This window comes from Meiothermus hypogaeus, from assembly GCF_003574035.1.
Taxonomy (GTDB): domain Bacteria; phylum Deinococcota; class Deinococci; order Deinococcales; family Thermaceae; genus Meiothermus; species Meiothermus hypogaeus.
Genome location: NZ_QWKY01000042.1, coordinates 13,845 through 30,125, shown reverse-complemented (window position 1 = coordinate 30,125; position 16,281 = coordinate 13,845). Strand labels below are relative to the sequence as shown.

13 protein-coding genes are annotated in these 16,281 nt (G+C 62.2%); 12 read left to right on the top strand and 1 reads right to left on the bottom strand.

What is annotated here, in order from left to right; genetic code table 11:
• The 11 genes from Mhypo_RS11185 to Mhypo_RS11135 form a co-directional block, all read left to right on the top strand.
• The coding region (locus Mhypo_RS11185; RefSeq protein ID WP_147371350.1) for an N-acetylmannosamine-6-phosphate 2-epimerase at positions 1–548 on the top strand (548 nt) is incomplete at its 5' end.
• A 72-nt stretch (positions 549–620) separates the two neighbouring features.
• The gene (locus tag Mhypo_RS11180; RefSeq protein WP_240637225.1) at positions 621–1,481 is read left to right on the top strand and encodes a MurR/RpiR family transcriptional regulator; all 861 of its coding nucleotides are present in this window, start codon (positions 621–623) and stop codon (positions 1,479–1,481) included.
• 68 nt (positions 1,482–1,549) lie between these two features.
• Positions 1,550–2,794, top strand: a complete 1,245-nt coding sequence (locus Mhypo_RS11175) for an ABC transporter substrate-binding protein (RefSeq protein WP_119341377.1) — start codon at positions 1,550–1,552, stop codon at positions 2,792–2,794.
• 79 nt (positions 2,795–2,873) lie between these two features.
• The gene (locus Mhypo_RS11170) at positions 2,874–3,788 is read left to right on the top strand and encodes a carbohydrate ABC transporter permease (protein WP_119341376.1); all 915 of its coding nucleotides are present in this window, start codon (positions 2,874–2,876) and stop codon (positions 3,786–3,788) included.
• Positions 3,785–4,669 carry a carbohydrate ABC transporter permease gene (locus Mhypo_RS11165; RefSeq protein ID WP_119341375.1) on the top strand — a complete coding sequence of 295 codons (885 nt, stop codon included), beginning with the start codon at positions 3,785–3,787 and terminating at the stop codon, positions 4,667–4,669. The genes Mhypo_RS11170 and Mhypo_RS11165 overlap by 4 nt, the downstream gene beginning before the upstream one ends.
• A 219-nt stretch (positions 4,670–4,888) precedes the next feature.
• Complete coding sequence (locus tag Mhypo_RS11160; RefSeq protein WP_119341374.1) at positions 4,889–6,442, top strand: DUF4127 family protein; 1,554 nt, start codon at positions 4,889–4,891, stop codon at positions 6,440–6,442.
• A complete protein-coding gene (locus Mhypo_RS11155; protein WP_240637224.1) occupies positions 6,442–9,609 on the top strand; it encodes an alpha-mannosidase in 3,168 nt (1,055 codons plus the stop codon). The genes Mhypo_RS11160 and Mhypo_RS11155 overlap by 1 nt, the downstream gene beginning before the upstream one ends.
• Positions 9,610–10,707, top strand: a complete 1,098-nt coding sequence (gene nagA / locus Mhypo_RS11150; RefSeq protein ID WP_119341372.1) for an N-acetylglucosamine-6-phosphate deacetylase — start codon at positions 9,610–9,612, stop codon at positions 10,705–10,707.
• A complete protein-coding gene (locus tag Mhypo_RS11145; RefSeq protein WP_119341371.1) occupies positions 10,704–11,747 on the top strand; it encodes an SIS domain-containing protein in 1,044 nt (347 codons plus the stop codon). Before nagA ends, Mhypo_RS11145 begins: the two co-directional genes overlap by 4 nt.
• A gap of 108 nt (positions 11,748–11,855) precedes the next feature.
• The gene (locus Mhypo_RS11140) at positions 11,856–12,728 is read left to right on the top strand and encodes a 3-hydroxyacyl-CoA dehydrogenase family protein (RefSeq protein WP_119341370.1); all 873 of its coding nucleotides are present in this window, start codon (positions 11,856–11,858) and stop codon (positions 12,726–12,728) included.
• Complete coding sequence (locus tag Mhypo_RS11135; protein WP_119341369.1) at positions 12,725–13,336, top strand: VOC family protein; 612 nt, start codon at positions 12,725–12,727, stop codon at positions 13,334–13,336. Before Mhypo_RS11140 ends, Mhypo_RS11135 begins: the two co-directional genes overlap by 4 nt.
• A 129-nt stretch (positions 13,337–13,465) precedes the next feature.
• Here Mhypo_RS11135 and Mhypo_RS11130 read toward each other — a convergent pair whose 3' ends face one another.
• Positions 13,466–14,404 carry a DUF4032 domain-containing protein gene (locus Mhypo_RS11130; protein WP_119341368.1) on the bottom strand — a complete coding sequence of 313 codons (939 nt, stop codon included), beginning with the start codon at positions 14,402–14,404 and terminating at the stop codon, positions 13,466–13,468.
• A gap of 473 nt (positions 14,405–14,877) precedes the next feature.
• Here Mhypo_RS11130 and Mhypo_RS11125 point away from each other — a divergent pair, with 473 nt between their 5' ends.
• Positions 14,878–16,128: a DUF4127 family protein gene (locus Mhypo_RS11125; RefSeq protein WP_119341367.1), complete on the top strand. Its 1,251-nt coding sequence runs from the start codon at positions 14,878–14,880 to the stop codon at positions 16,126–16,128.
• The last annotated feature ends 153 nt before the right edge of the window (positions 16,129–16,281 follow it).

Here is a 16,281-nt window from a genome sequence, read left to right as displayed (position 1 = left end):
GGGTACGCATTGAGGGGCTGGCCGATTTAGAGGCGGTTCGGGGGGCGGTCGCGGTACCGATTATTGGTCTGGTCAAGCGTGAAGTGGTGGGCTCCCCGGTCTACATCACCCCCGAGCTGTCCGATGTGCTGGCTCTGGCTGAGCGGGGGGCCGATATCGTAGCGTTTGACGCCACCCAACGCCCGCGCCCGGTAGAGATGGGGGCGATGATCGAAGCCATCCATGCCCAGGGTTGTCTGGCAATGGCCGATATTTCCACCCTGGAGGAAGGTCTTTGCGCCCACCAACTAGGGGCCGACCTGGTAGGCACCACGCTGTCGGGCTACACCGACTACTCGCCCAAGCTGGAAGGCCCCGATCTGGAACTGGTGCGCGCGCTTTCCAGGCGAGGGATCAGGGTGATTGCCGAGGGCCGGATTGCCACCCCCCTTCAGGGCCGGCAGGCCCTGGACGCAGGGGCTTTTGCAGTCACGGTGGGTACGGCCCTCACCCGCTTGGAGTGGGTCACGCAAGGTTTTGTGGATGCTTTGCAAAAGGTGGCCCAATGACAGGGGTGCACAAACGTAGTACTAAAGCTTGGGATGGTATCGGAGTGCCTGGGCCCCAAACTTCAGCCATGGATGCCCAGAGAGGGCCAGGCCATGCCTAACGGTGCTTTGGCCTTATTGCGAAGCCTGGGGGGTGAGATGACCCCGGCCTTGCGCAAGATTGCCCGCTATGTGCAGGAAAACCCCGAAAAGCTGCTCTACCAGACGGTGGTGGAGGTGGCCGAGGCCTCGGGGTCGTCCGAAGCCAGCGTGATTCGCTTCTGCCGCGACCTGGGCTTTAGCGGCTTCCAGGAGTTCAAGCTGGCCCTGGCCTCCGACCTGGCCGCGAGCCCGGTGGGGTTGGGGCCGCAGGACAACCCCAGAACCCCTCAGGAGGCGCTCGAGTACGTCACCCACCATGCCAAACAGGCCCTCGAGGACACCTCCCGCCTGGTAGACATGAAACTGGTAAACATGGCGGTAGACCTGATTTTACGCGCTCAGCGCATCGACATCTATGGCGTGGGCGCCTCGGGAATAACCGCCCAGGACTTCGCCTACAAGTTCATGCGCCTGGGCTATACCACCCAGGCCTATCCCGATCCTCATATGGCGGCGATGGCCGCAGCCACGCTGGACAAGAAAGCCCTGGCCATCGGCATTACCCGCTCCGGCACGACCATAGATACCGTTAAAGCCCTTGAAGTTGCCAAGCGGTCGGGGTCAGCTACCCTGGCCATTACCCAGCGCACCCGAAGCCCGGTGGCCCGTTTTGCCGATGTGGTGCTGGTTACTTCGGTGGCCGAAAGCCCCCTGACGGGCGGTTCGGTAACGGCCAAAATGGGGCAGCTTCTGGTGCTGGACTTGCTTTATACCCTGGTGGCGCTGCGCAGAAAGCAAGCCGCCGACTTTATCGCCCGTACTGCGGCGGCGGTAGCCGACAGGAACTACTGATGTTGGATGGGCGCATTTCGTTTGGCTAACTCAGGCTCGACCTGATAGCAATCGCAGGAGGAGAAAATATGTTAAAGCGTTGGTTAACAGCATCGGTGTTGGCGCTCAGCTTGAGCGCGCTGGCCCAGACCCAGATAGAGTTCTGGACGTACTACCTGAGCCCCAACTTCGACAACTACATCAAGAGCACCATCGCCGATTTCGAGAAGGAAAACCCCACCATTAAGGTACGCTGGGTAGACAAACAGGACACCATGGAGCGCGACCTGACCGCGGCGGTGGCTTTGGGTAAAGCGCCCGATGTGGTCAACCTGTGGCAGGACTCCACCTTTGCGGCGGCCCAGAACAAAATTCTCACCCCCATCACCCAGCTGGTCAACCGCAACGTGCTCAACCAGCTCTACTACCCCAACGTGCTGGACATGTTCGTAATGGATGGTCAGGTGTATGGGCTGCCCTGGTATGGCTGGCTCGACCAGGGGGTCATGATGTACAACCCTGATCTGCTACAAAAAGCCGGTGTAGATGTACGTACTATTCGCAACACCGATGACCTGCTGGCGGCCTCGGCCCGTATCAAGCAAGCCACCGGTGCTTATGGCTGGCTGCCCCCGGTTAAAGACCCCAACGGAGCCAGCTTCCTGGGCCGCTTCTTCCTGGAGGGGTTACCAGTCTACGACAAAGACGGCAAGGCGGCTTTTAACTCGCCTGCCCACGTGGCCCTGTTGCAGAAGTACGTGGACGCCATGAAGAACGACGTCATCCCACAAGAGCTTTTGCGCAAGGAAGCCTTCCAGCTTTCCAATGAGCTGTATAGCCAGGGTAAGGCGGCCATAGTGGTGGGCGCCCCTACTACCCTCAACCGCGTCAAGGAGGCCAACCCCGACCTCTATGCCAAAACCCGCATTGCCTCTGCGCCCCTGGGCAAGGCCGGCATCCAGACCGGCGGGGCCATGAGCCTGGTGGTGCCCCGCGCCTCCAAAAACCAGAGCGCAGCCATCCGCTTTGCCCTCTTCGTAACCAACCGCACCAACCAGGTCAAGTTTGCCAACGTGGTGCCCATCGTTTCCACGGCAGCGGGCTCAGAGAACGACCCCGGCCTCAAGGCCAAGAGCAACGACCCACTCGAGATCGGTAAAGGCATGAACTCCGCCTCGGGCCGCCTGATTAACCCCGGCTTCAAGCCTCCCAAGAACACCGACGACATTTACAAGAACTTCAACGACAACGTCGAGGCGGCTTTCCTGGGACGCAAGACTGCCAAGCAGGCCCTCGACGATGCCGTAGCCTTCTGGAACGCCAACGCGAAGTGAGCTAAGAGTCTATAGCTGATAGCTGATAGCTGGCGGATTTTTTAGCCATAGGCTATCAGCTATCAGTCAAGGGCGTTATATGAAACGACAGGCCTTGACCGCCACCCTCATTGCCTATGCCTTTTTAGCGCCGGCCCTGGTACTGATGGGGCTGTTTACCTTTTATCCAGTGTTCTACGGTTCCTATTTAGGCTTTACCGACTATACCGTGGCCGACCTGGCTTCGGGGGAGGGGCCGCGCTGGGTGGGGCTCAAGAACCTCCAGTTTGTGCTGAGCGACCCCCTGTTCCAGACCGGCATCCTCAACTCGCTGAAATACCTGCTGGTGGTGCCCCTATTGCAAATTGCCTCGCTGGCGGTGGCCGTGCTGGTCAATCAGAAACTCCCCCTGATGGCTTTTTTTCGAGTGGGCTACTACATCCCGGTGGTAACTTCTATCTCGCTGGCGGCGGTGATGTGGGAGTGGATTTTTCAGAAAGAGGGCTTTCTAAACTGGTCTTTGCAGCTCCTGAACCTGATTAATGCCGAAGGGCGGTTCAACTGGTTGCTCAACGAACATACGGCCCTGTGGGCCATCATGCTAGTGACCTTCTGGCGGGGCTTTGGCTACTACATGGTGCTCTATCTGGCCGGGCTGCAGAGCATTCCGGCGGAGCTCGAGGAGGCCGCTACCCTGGATGGGGCAACGGCCTGGCAGCGCTTCTGGCTGATTATCGTGCCGCTGATGCGCCCGACCCTGCTCCTGTGTAGCCTGCTCTCCACGATTGCGGCCATCCGGGTCCTCGAGGAAATCATCGTCTTCACCGGCGGCAGCGGGGGGCCGCTCAACAGCACCTATACGGCCTTGCTCTACGTGTACAACAAGAGCTGGGGCAACATGCTCAATGCCAACTTTGGCGTGGCTGGGGCGGCCGGGCTGCTGATAGCGCTGGTGGGGTTCGCTTTGAGCTACATCAATTTCCGGCTCACCCGCGAGGAAAGGGGTGAGCGATGAGCCCAGTACAAACCCAGGAAGCCGCCCGTATGCGGGCAAAAGCCGCCCTGCGCAAGGGGCTGCGCATCAGCCTGAGCTACGCGCTGATGCTTGTCATTCTGGGTTTTGCCATTTTTCCCTTCCTCTGGACCTTGGCCATCTCCATCACCGACAAACAGGCCAGCGGCATCAGCATCTACGACTTTCCCAAAAGCTTGTTCCCGCCAGCCGTCACGCTGGGCAATTTTTTCGAGGTGATTACCAAGCTCAACCTGGGGAAGTATTTCCTCAACTCGGTGATCATCACCGCTCTGACGGTGGTTGGAACCCTGGTGGTCTCGGCGCTGGCAGCCTATCCGCTGGCCCGGCTGCAGTTTCCGGGCCGGGGTCTGATTTTTGGGGCCATTGTGGCAACGCTGGTTCTGCCGACCGAGATTGCCTTTATCGTCAATGTGCTTACGCTGCGCGACCTGGGGTTGCTGGGCACGTATGCCGGGGTAGTGCTGCCCATCATCGCCACCGCATTTGGCATTTTTCTGATGCGACAGGCGTATCTGGCCATTCCTGGCACGCTGATGGAGGCCGCCCGCATAGACGGGGCCAGTGAGCTCCAGATTTTGTGGCGGGTGATGATTCCCCTGTCGGTGCCCTCGCTGACGGCGCTGGGCATCTTTACCCTGGTGGGCACCTGGAACGCTTTTTTCTGGCCCTCGGTGGCCCTCCTGACCAATGATGATCTGTTGCCCATGTCGGTGGCCATCCTGAAGCTCAAGGGCCAGTTCAACTACGATGTGTTCAACGTGGCAGCCGGGGCCATGATTATGATGATTCCTGTGCTGGTGGTCTTTTTCCTGGCTCAGCGCTTCTTCATGCGGGGCCTCGAGGGCGCCGTGAAGGGTTAGGGCAAATTTGGCTGATAGCAGATAGCCAATAGCTGTCAATTGTGGCCGATGGGTGCAAATCATGGGGGTCAGATCACTGCCAGAGTGATACAATCTGGTGCTCCACACACCCTGGCTTATTTATCGGAAACCACCTATGGGCTTTCTTATGGCGCACCGGACGGCTGCCCTTTTGCAGGTGGGTTCGGGTAGATTGGGTTTTAGAGTGGCGTCCGACCTATGAAGCGCGTTCTGTTGCTACCTGCCGATACCAGACCCGTGACCCTCGAGCTACCCCACCAACTGGCGCGGGTGGCCGGGCTGGAGATGCGTTCGCCCCCAATCGAAATCCTGAACAAGATGAACCAGCCGGGCAACACAGCAGCCCTGGCGGAGTGGCTGCGGCGCGAGGCCCCTGCTGCCGATGCCGCCATCGTGACCCTGGAGACCCTCGCCCTGGGCGGTATGATTCCGGCCCGGCGGGTTTCGGACCCCCTGGAAGAGGTGTTGCCAAGGCTCGAGGTGCTGCGCGAGATCAAGCAAAGAAGTCCGCACCTGCGCATTCTGGCCCACGGGGTGATTGTGCGGGTAGCCCATGACAACGACCCCCTTGAGGAAAAGCCCTACTACGGCGAATGGGGCCCGCTCTTACGCAAGTACTCGGAATGGATGGATCGCCTCGAGCGCAAAGAGGCCGCCGGACAGGAACCGGGCGATGCCCCGATGGAACTGGACCGGGCCCGGCTGCACCTGCCCAAAGAGGTTTTGCAGGACTGGCTGGCCACCCGCGAGCGCAACCATGCCCTGCACCTCGCGGCCATTGACCTGCTCAACGAGGGGGTGCTGGAGTACCTGGCCCTGACCCTGGACGACACCACCCCCTACAGCCTGGCCGCCCGCGACCGCCGGCGGCTCGAGGCCCGCCTGGACGAACTGGGCCTGTGGGGCGAGGCCGATATCTACCCTGGGGCCGACGAGGCCGCCTGTACGCTGCTGGCCCGGGCCCTGCTCAACCATGCCGGTCGCAAGACCAAGGTGCTGGTGCGCTACCCTTCGGTGCTGGCCCCCCAGGCAGCGATGCTCTACGAAGACCGGCCCCTGGGCGAACTGGTCAAGGCCCACCTGCGGGCGGCCGGGTGCCTGGCGGTGCAGAGCACCGAGCAGGCCGATCTGATCCTGGCCGTGAACGCACCGGCCACCCGGCAGGCCCAGCGCCAGCCCGACTACGAGACGGTGGACACCGCCGAGCGCCACCTGCCCGAGCTTATAGACCGGCTGGTCGGGGACCAGGCTGTCGGCCGGCTGGTTGCGGTGGCCGACGTGGCCTATGCCAACGGTGCAGAGAACCGCTTCATGCAGCTTCTGCTCCAGGCGGTCAACCTGCCCGTCCTGGGCGGCTTTGCGGCCTGGAACACCGCCGGCAATAGCCTGGGCAGCGCCATTGCAGCGGGGGTATGCGCCCTTTTTGGCGACGACCCGGTCTCGCTGGCTGAGGCCAACTTTTCCCGCCTGGTAGACGATTGGCTCTACCAGAGCCGGGTGCGCGCGGAGGTGCACCAAAAGCTGACCGAGGAACTGGGTAAGCCCCCCAGCCCCTACGACCTGGCCGAATTGCAGTGGGGAGCCGAACTCGCCATCGACCAGCGCCTGACCCCGCTGGCCCAAAGCCTTTGGCAGCAGTACTTTGCCCCCGCCCTGCCGGGGGTTCGGCTGGATTGGGGGCGGCCCCGGCTGGCCTGGCCGCGCCTGTTTACCGGGGTGTTCCCTTTGCGGCTGGTTCGAGAGGAGGGGTGATGGAGGGGTTGCAGCGCCTGTGGGTTCGCTGGAAGGAGCTATCGGCCTGGCAAGACCTGGAAGTCCTGCCCCTGATGAGCGAATTCCAGATGCCCGGTGGCCCCCGGGTGCCCCTGAAGCCGGGCGACCCCTGGCCCGACCTGGATTTTCCGGTTCGGCTATTTTTTGAGGCCGCGCTACCCCCTGCCTGGGCCGGAAAACCGGTCTGGATCCGGATAAAGCCGGGGGGGGAAGGTTTGTTGCTGGTAGACGGTCAACCCCTGGGGGGGCTCAACCCTTATCACACCGAGTACCCCCTGCTGGTGCAGGCCCAGGGGAGAGAGGTGGTGCAGCTCGAGGTCGAGGCTGTGCCCAGGGGACTATTTGGCAGTCCGGTGGCCGCGCCCCGGCTCGAGGAAGCCACGCTTCTGGTGCCGGATCTGCAGGTGCGTGCCTTTTGTGCGGAGCTGCGGGCTGTGCTGGAGGCCCTGCCCCATGTACAACCTGACCTGGCTCAGCTTTTGCTGGACGCGCTGAGCGAGACCTTTGCCCGCGTTCGCCTACCGCGCGGCCCGGCCCGGGCTTACCTGAACCAGCTCGAGCGATCGGTCTGGGCCCAGGAAACCGCCAAGCTGTGGGAGGAGTGGCGCTTTGCCGGGCCGGGCCTGCCCCTGGAGGCCGAACACCGGCAGAGCCTGGAGGAGGCCCGCCTCTTTCTCCAGCAGGCCATTGGACACATCCGCTCGCGCTACCCCTCGGTGGGGCGGCTCTTGCTCTCGGGCCATGCCCACATCGACCTGGCCTGGCTCTGGCCCATCGCCGAGACCCGGCGCAAGATTCGCCGCACCTTTGCTACCGTGCTGCACCTGATGGAGCGCTACCCCGGGCTTTACTTCAACCAGTCCAGCGCCCAGGCCTATGCCTGGCTCGAGGCCGACGACCCGGCTTTGTTTGAGCAGATCAGGGCCAGGGTGCAGGAAGGACGCTGGGAGCTGGTGGGGGGGATGTGGGTCGAGCCCGACGGCAACCTGCTCTCGGGGGAGTCCTGGGTGCGGCAGATGCTCTATGGCCAGCGCTACTTTGAACAGAAGTTTGGCAAAAGGGCCCGCGTAGCCTGGCTCCCCGACACCTTTGGCTTTGCCGGCAACCTGCCCCAGATTCTGCAGCAGGGGGGGCTGCCTTACTTTTTCACCACCAAGCTGAACTGGAACGAGACCAACTCCTTTCCCCACGACCTGTGGCAGTGGGAGGGGCTGGACGGCTCGAGGGTGCTGGCGCACGCTTTCTGGAACCCCAACGAAAGCTACAACGGCCGCCTCGAGGCCCTGGACTTATCCGGTACCTGGAAAAACTTCAAGGGCAAGCGCTACCACGACACCTCGCTCCTTACCTTTGGCTACGGTGATGGAGGTGGCGGCCCCAGCGCCCCCATGCTCGAGCGCTTTGAGTGCTACCGCGAGTTTCCTGGCCTGCCCCAGGCGGCCATGGGTCGGGTGGAGGACTTCTACCAGAGGCTGGAAGAATCCGCACCGCCGTTACCCGTCTGGGTGGGTGAGCTCTACCTCGAGCTGCACCGGGCAACCTACACCACCCAGGCCCGGCTCAAAGAGCTCAACCGGCGCCTCGAGCAAACCCTACTGGAGGCCGAGATGGTCTGGGCCCTGGCCTCGCTCAAGCCCCTCGACCCCCGGCTGACCATAGACGAGCCTCGCTACCCGGCCCAGGACCTGCAGGCCTTCTGGAAGGTTTTGCTGCTGCACCAGTTCCACGACATCCTGCCGGGCTCGTCCATCCACAGCGTGTCTCAGGAGGCCGCCGAAAGCCTCCAGACGGCCCTGGTTCAGGCCGAGGAATTACGCCAGGAAGCCCTAGGCTTGCTTTCCACCGACGTGCGCAAGGTGCACCCGGAGGCCTTAGCCCACCTGATGGTGTGGAACCTGGGCACCACGGCGCGCCCCCTGCGGCTACAGATGGAGCGGCCAACCGAGCAGTTTTTTCGCCTGCTTACGGCCACTGGCGATGAGGTGTCCTACCAGGAGGCCGGCTCCCACATCCTGATTGCGGCCGACCAGACCGTGCCGGCTATGGGTTATCTGGCTCTGGCCGTGGTAGCCCATCTGGAGGCCCGCCGAACCCCCACTGTGCGGGTGAACGGGCAGGGCCGTGTGCTGGAGAACCAGCACCTGCGCCTGGAAGTGGCTCCCGATGGCACCCTGGCTCGCCTGTACGACAAAGACCACCGGCGGGAAGTGCTGGCCGGGCGCGGTAACCAAATCTGGGCCTATGCCGATGTGCCACGCTACTGGGAGGCCTGGGATGTGGATGCCTCGTATATGCGAGAGGGCCACGAAATTACGGCCAGCCAGGTCAAGCTCATCGAAGCGGGCCCTTTGCGGTCTGGCATCTGGGTGGAGCGCAAACTGGGGGCCTCGAGCCTCGAGCAAATCTACTGGCTCTGGGGGGGTTCCCGCCGCCTGGAAATCGAAACCAGAATGCACTGGCAGGAGCGCCGTACCTTGCTAAGGGCCTTGTTCCCCCTGAACGTGCGTACCCACGAAGCCTGGTTCGATACCGCCTTTGGGGCCCTGGCCCGACCCAACCACGCCAATACCTCCTGGGATGCGGCCCGTTTCGAGCTGCCCGCCCTGCGCTGGGCCGACCTGAGCGAGGCGGGCTACGGGGTCAGCCTGCTGGGAGGGTACAAGCATGGCTACAGCGCACACGCCAACGTGCTGGGCCTCTCGCTTCTGCGCGGCCCCCTCTGGCCCGACCCCCTGGCCGATGTGGGTGAACACGCCTTCACCTATGCCCTTTACCCGCACCCCGGCGATTGGCGGACGGGCACGGTGGCCGAGGCCGAAGACTTTGTCGCGCCTTTGCGGCCCCTGGCTCTGCCTGTGCATGCAGGTGGACAACCGCCTAGTCGGCAGTTTTTGCGCTTGTTGCAAGGCAGCCTGCGGGTGGCTGCATTCAAGCGGGCCGAGACGGGCTTCGGTTATATCCTGCGGCTCTACGAGGCCCACGGCGGGCGCGGTGTGCTGGAGCTCGACCTCAGTTCCCTGGGCATTCGCAAGGTGAGCCGGGTCAATCTGCTGGAAGACCTCGAGGAGGATCTTCCCCTACAAAACGGCCATCTGGCGCTGGCCTACACGCCCTATCAAGTGATCAGCCTGAAACTGGAGTTATAGATGACTCGACTGGTAGGAACCCTCGTCACCTCCAACCTGGCCTACCTGGGCCAGGTAGAGTTTGATTCACACATCAAAGCCATTGTTCCGCTCGCTTCTACCGAGGGTGTTCCTTCGCGCTACATCCTGCCGGGGTTTGTGGACCTGCACGTGCATGGGGGAGGGGGCGTGGATTGCATGGAAGGGGAGGCCGCGGTGCGGCAGATGGCCCGCTTCCACGCCCGGCACGGCACGACGGCCCTGCTGGCCACCACCGTCACGGCACCACTGCCCGACCTCCAGAGCGCCCTTAAGGGCATTGCTGCAGTGGTGGAGAACCCCGGCCCCGGCGAGGCGCGGGTGCTGGGGGTGCACCTCGAAGGCCCCTTCATCAGCCCGCAAAAACTGGGCGCCCAGCCGCCCTACACCCTGCTCCCAAGCCTGGAAACCATGCGACGGCTGCTCGCTTTGGCCCCCATCCGGGTGGTCACGCTGGCCCCCGAACTGCCGGGGGCGCTCGAGCTGATAACCTTCCTCAAAGCTGAGGGGGTGCGGGTGCAGCAGGGCCATACAGAAGCGACCTATGCTCAGGCCAAAGCAGGTTTTGAGGCCGGAGCCCAGGGTTTTACGCACTTTTACAACGCCATGACCCCCCTGCACCACCGCGAGCCGGGCGTGGTGGGGCTGGCCCTCGAGCGCGCCGAATGGGCCGAAATCATCCCCGATGGGCTGCACGTCCACCCGGCGGCGGTTCGCGCAGCCTGGAAGTCTATTCCCCGCACCTATACCGTCACCGACGCGGTTGCGGCAGCCGGGATGCTCGAGGGAGAATATCGTCTGGGTCGTCATAAAGTCTACAAAAAGGAACAGGGGGTCTACCTGGCCGATGGCACCCTGGCCGGAAGCGCCCTCACCCTGGATAAGGCCGTCCAGAACCTACGCGGCTGGGGGTTTGCCTGGCCCGAGGTGGTACGGATGACCTCGAGTGCCGCCGCACAGTACATCGGATGGGAGGCCGGCCTGGAAGTGGGTATGCCCGCCGACCTGGTGGTACTGGACGAGCAACTTCGGGTGCTGGAAGTTTATATTCGGGGTCAGAAGCTGAGGGAAGTTGCATGAAGGCAGTCGATACCAAAATGTTCAAGGAGGCCCACCAGGCGCCCGCTGTGGTGGAACAAGCCCTGCGGGAAAACAAGAGCGAAATGGAACTTCTGGGCACCTTTTTACGCCGCCATACCCCGCCTTTTGTGCTCACGGTCGCCCGGGGCAGCTCCGACCACGCCGCCCTTTACGGCAAGTACCTCATCGAAAGCCTCCTGGGGCTGGTCTGTTCTTCGGCAATCCCCTCGGTGCATACGGTCTACGGACAACGCCTGGCCCTGCACCGGGCCCTGGTGGTGAGTATCTCGCAGTCGGGGCAGAGCCCCGACCTGATCGAGGTGACCCGCCAGGCCCGGCGTGACGGCGCTCTTACGCTGGCCCTGGTCAACCAGGAAAACTCGCCCCTGGCCCAGGCCGCCGAGGTGGTGCTGCCGCTGTGGGCCGGGCCCGAAGAAGCCGTGGCCGCCACCAAGAGCTACCTGGCCACCCTGGCCTCGCTGGCGCAACTGGTGGCCGCCTGGGCCGAGGACAAGCCCCTCAAGGAGGCCCTGGCCATGCTGCCCGAGGCCCTTTATAAAGCGGCCCATGCCAACTGGCAGGCGGGCCTGGGGGCCCTGGTGGAGGCCGACAATGGCCTGGTGGTGGGGCGCGGCTATGCCTTTGCTGTGGCCAACGAGCTCGCCCTCAAGCTTAAGGAAACCAGCGCCTTCCACGCCGAGGCCCTGTCGGGGGCCGAACTGCTCCATGGCCCGGTGGCCCTGGTGGAGCCCGATTTTCCCTTGCTGGTACTGGTGCCCAGGGACAAGCCCCTGCCCGGCATGGTGGGTTTGCTGGAAAACCTGCGGGGTAAAGGCGGTCACCTGCTGGTGGCCTCCTCCGAGGCCGAGGCCCTGGATCTGGCCCACACCCCCCTGCCGCTGCCCACCAAGGTACACCCGGTGCTGGACTCGATTTTGCTGGCCCAGGCGTTCTATCCCTTTGCCGCCGAGCTTTCGGTGGCCCGGGGCCTCAACCCCGATGCGCCGCGCAATTTGTCCAAGGTGACACGGACTCGGTAAAGGAGGCTGGGGGTCAAGGGCCCTAGGTGAAAAACGGTAGGACATTACAGACGGCTCGAGGCCCGTTCAAGCATCCACAGGGGCCTCAAAGCGCGATAGGATGAAGCCATGGAAATTCGTAAGATTGGTGTAATCGGTGCTGGGCAGATGGGGGCCGGCATTGCCCAGGTGGCGGCCCAGGCGGGCTACCAGGTGGTGTTGCGCGACCTCGAGACCTCCTTCCTCGAGCGCGGCCTCAGCAGCATCAAGCGCTCCATCGGAAAGCTCTTGGAAAAGGGCAAGCTCGACCAGAGCGCGCACGATGCCGCGCTGGAACGGATAAAAACTACCACCCAGCTGGCCGACCTCAAGGACTGCGACCTGATCGTTGAGGCCATTGTGGAAGACGAGCCCACCAAGCTCGAGCTCTTCCGTGACCTAGACCAGACCGTCAAGCCCGAGGCTATCCTGGCCTCCAACACCTCCTCCATTCCCATTACCCGGCTGGCCTCGGCCACCCGCAGGCCCGAGCGCTTTATCGGGATGCACTTCATGAACCCGGTGCCGCTAATGGAACTCGTGGAGGTCATCCGGGGATACTTGACCGACCAGGCCACCACCCAGGCTGTGCTGGACGCAGCCCGCCGGATGGGCAAAACCCCGGTGGAGGTCAACGACTACCCCGGTTTCGTTTCCAACCGGGTGCTTTTGCCCATGCTCAACGAGGCCATCCAGTGCGTGATGGAAGGGGTGGCCACCCCGGAGGCCATAGACCAGGTCATGAAGCTGGGCATGAACCACCCCATGGGCCCCCTCACCCTGGCCGACTTCATTGGCCTGGACACCTGCCTCTCCATTATGGAGGTGCTGCACCGGGGCCTGGGCGACGATAAATACCGCCCCTCGCCCCTGCTGCGCAAGATGGTGCAGGCCGGGCTTTTGGGGCGCAAGAGCGGGCGGGGCTTCTACCGCTACGACGAAAAGGGCAACAAGATCGGATGACCCGGCTGGATCACCTGGTGCTGGCGGCCAAGGCCCTGGGAGAGGGGCTGCAGTACGTTCAGGATACCCTGGGGCTGGAGCTACCGCCCGCCGGAGGCAAGCACCCCTTGATGGGCACGCACAACCGTTTGCTGAACCTGGGCAACGGGGCCTATCTGGAAATCATCGCCATCGACCCCGAAGCCCCTCCGCCCGCTCAGCTCCGCTGGTTCGACCTCGACCGCTTTACCGGGGCCCCGCGCCTGCTTACCTGGGTGGCCCGCACCGAGGATTTGGCGCGCTATCAGGGGTTTGGTCTGGGCCCGGCGCGGGAGGCCCGCAGGGGAGAACTGGAATGGCACATCACCCTCCCCGAAGACGGGCGCCTGCACTGGGGTGGGGTAGTGCCTTACCTGATTCAGTGGGGGCTGCGCCACCCTACCCATACCCTGCCGGACATGGGCTGCCGCCTGGTGGAACTGGTGCTCTTTCACCCGGAGGCGGAAGCGGTTGCGCGGGTGCTGCATAAGCTAGATCTCGAGCTGAACCAGATTCGCCTCGAGCCCGCTCCAAAGCCCGAGCTGAGGGCCTTTATCCAGACCCCCGGAGGCCTCCAACTGCTGCGGTAGTCATACCAGATTCAAAAAGACAGTTTACAAAACCAAGAAACCCCATAGGATGTCTTTTTGAATCCTGGAGCACACCCTTCGGTCGGGTTGGTTCGTTACTGAACGGTAACGAACCAACCGAATCTGGCATCACCCCTCGAGGGTCTTTTTGGTTACCGAGGGCTTGCGCTGGGCGGCCAGGTGCGACAGCCAGGAACCCAGCCGGTCTACCAGCCGGCTCAAGGGGCCTTTTTGTGCCTGCCGGCGAGCCGAAAGGGTGGCTTCTTCAGGGCCTACATCATGGCCGAGGGCCTGCGATAAGTAGTAGCGGTGGTCGGAAATCCACAGGTACAGGTCGGCCTCGGTGCGGCCCGGGAAGTTCTTCATCACCCCGTTTTCGCGGATTTCCAGAATGGTGGGCAGGTAGAGGTTGTCGTACCAGTCGGTGACGGCCTCTTCCCAGCTAATCGAGCGCTTCTGGTTGAGGCCCATGAAGTACTGATGGGTGTGGATGTGGTCGAGCAGTACGTCGTAGCGTCCGGCCTTGCTGAACAGGATGGGCTCGTGGCCCGGGCGCAACTCGGGCAGCCGGGTTTTCTCCAGAAACTCAGCGTACTCGCCCTTCAAAATCACATCCTTGAGGGTATCGTCGGGGTCTAGGTCTACCGGCACATCCAGCTCGGTCACGTAGGCGTCTATGTAGTGCTGGCCCTGGGCTTTAGCCAGGGCGGTGCGGTGGTTGCCGTCCTTGACGAAATAAATATCGCCTACCTTGTAAACATGAATGGGGGGAAACTCGGTGCCCTCGAGCTGGGCCTGGCGCAGCTTGGTCCAGCGCTCCAGGGTAAAAGGTTCTTTGGGCATGAACTCGGCGTCAAAGTCGCCGTAGCGATCAACGGTGCCGATAATTTTATCTACCTCGATGGTTTGTAACCCCCTGTACGACTCCCCTTTGGGTCGCAACTCCGAAACCGCACTGTAAGGCAGTAAATCGTTGTCTTCGCCGCGCAAACGGCGCAGGATGTCGTGGATTAATACACGGCGCGACAGAGCCTCTGCTTCCAATTGGGCTTGGCGCTCTAATTCCATAAACTTCACCTTAGCGTATCAACTTCAATAAAACGTAGTCTCTGTATCATGACCCACTTGAGGCTGCTCTTAGCCTTCTCAGGTTGCGGGTTCCCCTGAATAGGGCTACGGGTTTTTATGTTGGGGTTGGGTCGAAGTTTTCTTCTCGACCCTGGCCCATTATAGCTCATTTGTATGAGCGCTTTGTGCTCATCGGTCTTGCAAGTCTTGCAAAGTATTGGGTTATCGTGCGTCATGAACCCCTGGTGACGAGATGTACAGCGTCGGATGATTTGCGCTGGCATTTGACCTTGGACTCTCTTGACCGGTGACTGTAGACTCGCGAACGACGTAGACGTCTTCATAGCCACGGGTTGGGATAAAGCTGTGCCGGGCTCAGTTCGTCAAAGCCTCGAGGCCGGACTGCGATAAGTCAGGCCCAGGTGCATTGGTTTGCAGGCTTCCCTCATCTGCTCGGACTATGATGGCCTTTGATGCGCTCTGTTGTAATGGGATTGTTGTGCTTGTTGCCACTGGCCTGGGCCTACCCCGAAGGGGTAATATATATTCCTCTGGATAACCGGCCACCCAACTGGTCGCCCTGCACCTGGCAGTTGGTAGATTGCCCGCCTAGAACGCTTTACCAGGGTCGGGATGGCGTGAATCCGCAGGATCTCTTGAATTGGCTGCAAGAACAGCCGGGTCGCACCCTGATTGTCAGCCTGGATGCGCTGGTATACGGCGGGCTGGTGCAGAGCCGCAGTTCTACCCTTGCCTTGCACGAGGCTCTGGATCGTCTGGAAGTGCTGTCCCGCTGGCGGGAGCGCACCAATGCTCAGGTGCTGGCTTTTGGTGTGATTCCAAGGCATCCCGATGCCACCAACCGCGAGCGAAACCTGGCGTTGTTGCGCAACCTGGGCTATGGCTTTGTGTATGTAGAAGTGCCCTGGGACGATGCCTTGCCCGGCTCCCCCGCTGTGGCTGAGGCCGCTACGCTGCCCATTCCGACCCGGCCTGGGGCCGACGAAGCCGGACAGGTTTTGTTGTTGCGGGCGCTGAATCCGGGAGTGCGGGTGCGGGTGCTCTACGACAATCCTCAGGCGGCTCCGCAGGTTACGCGCTACGACGGGATTCCACTGCAGGAATCCGTAGCACGCTTGCTGGCCTCGGCGGGAGCGGTGTTGGTGGACAGCCGGCCCGATCTGGTGCTCATGGTATACACCGGAGGAGACCCCCGACGGGGGGTCTTAACCGTATTGCGCGGCTTGCGCGAGGCCCCGGTAGCGGTGGCCGATATTGCCAGGGTCAACCGGGGCGATGCTTCGCTGATAGGGTATCTGGTAGCACTGGATCTCTACCGCGATCTGGCGGCGTATGCAGCGTGGGGAACCCCCGCCAACAATCTGGGGACTGCTTTAGCCCAGGGGGGCTTGTTTGCGGTTTCCCTCTGCCAGAAAGCTGGAAATCCTCCGACCGCATGCGAGGAATGGCGCAGCCGTGCCCTGGCCCAGGCCTACCTCGAGTTTCTTTGGGGAGAGATTGGTCGGCCCTGGGTGCGTGCCCGCTTTCCCGAACCCCTCACCGAGGAGGCCGCCCGTTACGTTTTTGAGCACTTACAATCTGAACCCACTCCACACTTGAGGCTGGGGCAACTTCAGCCAACGGGTCTGATATTCCCCTGGAGACGCAGTTTTGAAGCTGAATGGCAATTCCGACTGGAGCCGGTCGATCAAACGCAACGTTGAGCCCGGGAATGCTTTTAGAAATGAGTCGAAAATGCCTTGCTGAGCGTATTTTAATGCGCACAATAAAACCCTAAGCTCAAACCAACAGCGGCAGTTGGGATTGCAGGTTGTGATGCGTGAACTTGCGCTACGGTTACGTAGTCCTAGGCTATG

Excerpts from the sequence above, each read along its gene's own strand:
- Mhypo_RS11145 (WP_119341371.1), top strand. The coding sequence starts at position 10,704 with ATGAAGGCAGTCGATACCAAAATGTTCAAGGAGGCCCACCAGGCGCCC.
- Mhypo_RS11155 (WP_240637224.1), top strand. The coding sequence starts at position 6,442 with ATGGAGGGGTTGCAGCGCCTGTGGGTTCGCTGGAAGGAGCTATCGGCC.
- nagA (WP_119341372.1), top strand. The coding sequence starts at position 9,610 with ATGACTCGACTGGTAGGAACCCTCGTCACCTCCAACCTGGCCTACCTG.
- Mhypo_RS11160 (WP_119341374.1), top strand. The coding sequence starts at position 4,889 with ATGAAGCGCGTTCTGTTGCTACCTGCCGATACCAGACCCGTGACCCTC.
- Mhypo_RS11135 (WP_119341369.1), top strand. The coding sequence starts at position 12,725 with ATGACCCGGCTGGATCACCTGGTGCTGGCGGCCAAGGCCCTGGGAGAG.
- Mhypo_RS11130 (WP_119341368.1), bottom strand. The coding sequence starts at position 14,404 with ATGGAATTAGAGCGCCAAGCCCAATTGGAAGCAGAGGCTCTGTCGCGC.
- Mhypo_RS11165 (WP_119341375.1), top strand. The coding sequence starts at position 3,785 with ATGAGCCCAGTACAAACCCAGGAAGCCGCCCGTATGCGGGCAAAAGCC.
- Mhypo_RS11180 (WP_240637225.1), top strand. The coding sequence starts at position 621 with ATGCCCAGAGAGGGCCAGGCCATGCCTAACGGTGCTTTGGCCTTATTG.
- Mhypo_RS11175 (WP_119341377.1), top strand. The coding sequence starts at position 1,550 with ATGTTAAAGCGTTGGTTAACAGCATCGGTGTTGGCGCTCAGCTTGAGC.
- Mhypo_RS11140 (WP_119341370.1), top strand. The coding sequence starts at position 11,856 with ATGGAAATTCGTAAGATTGGTGTAATCGGTGCTGGGCAGATGGGGGCC.
- Mhypo_RS11125 (WP_119341367.1), top strand. The coding sequence starts at position 14,878 with ATGCGCTCTGTTGTAATGGGATTGTTGTGCTTGTTGCCACTGGCCTGG.
- Mhypo_RS11170 (WP_119341376.1), top strand. The coding sequence starts at position 2,874 with ATGAAACGACAGGCCTTGACCGCCACCCTCATTGCCTATGCCTTTTTA.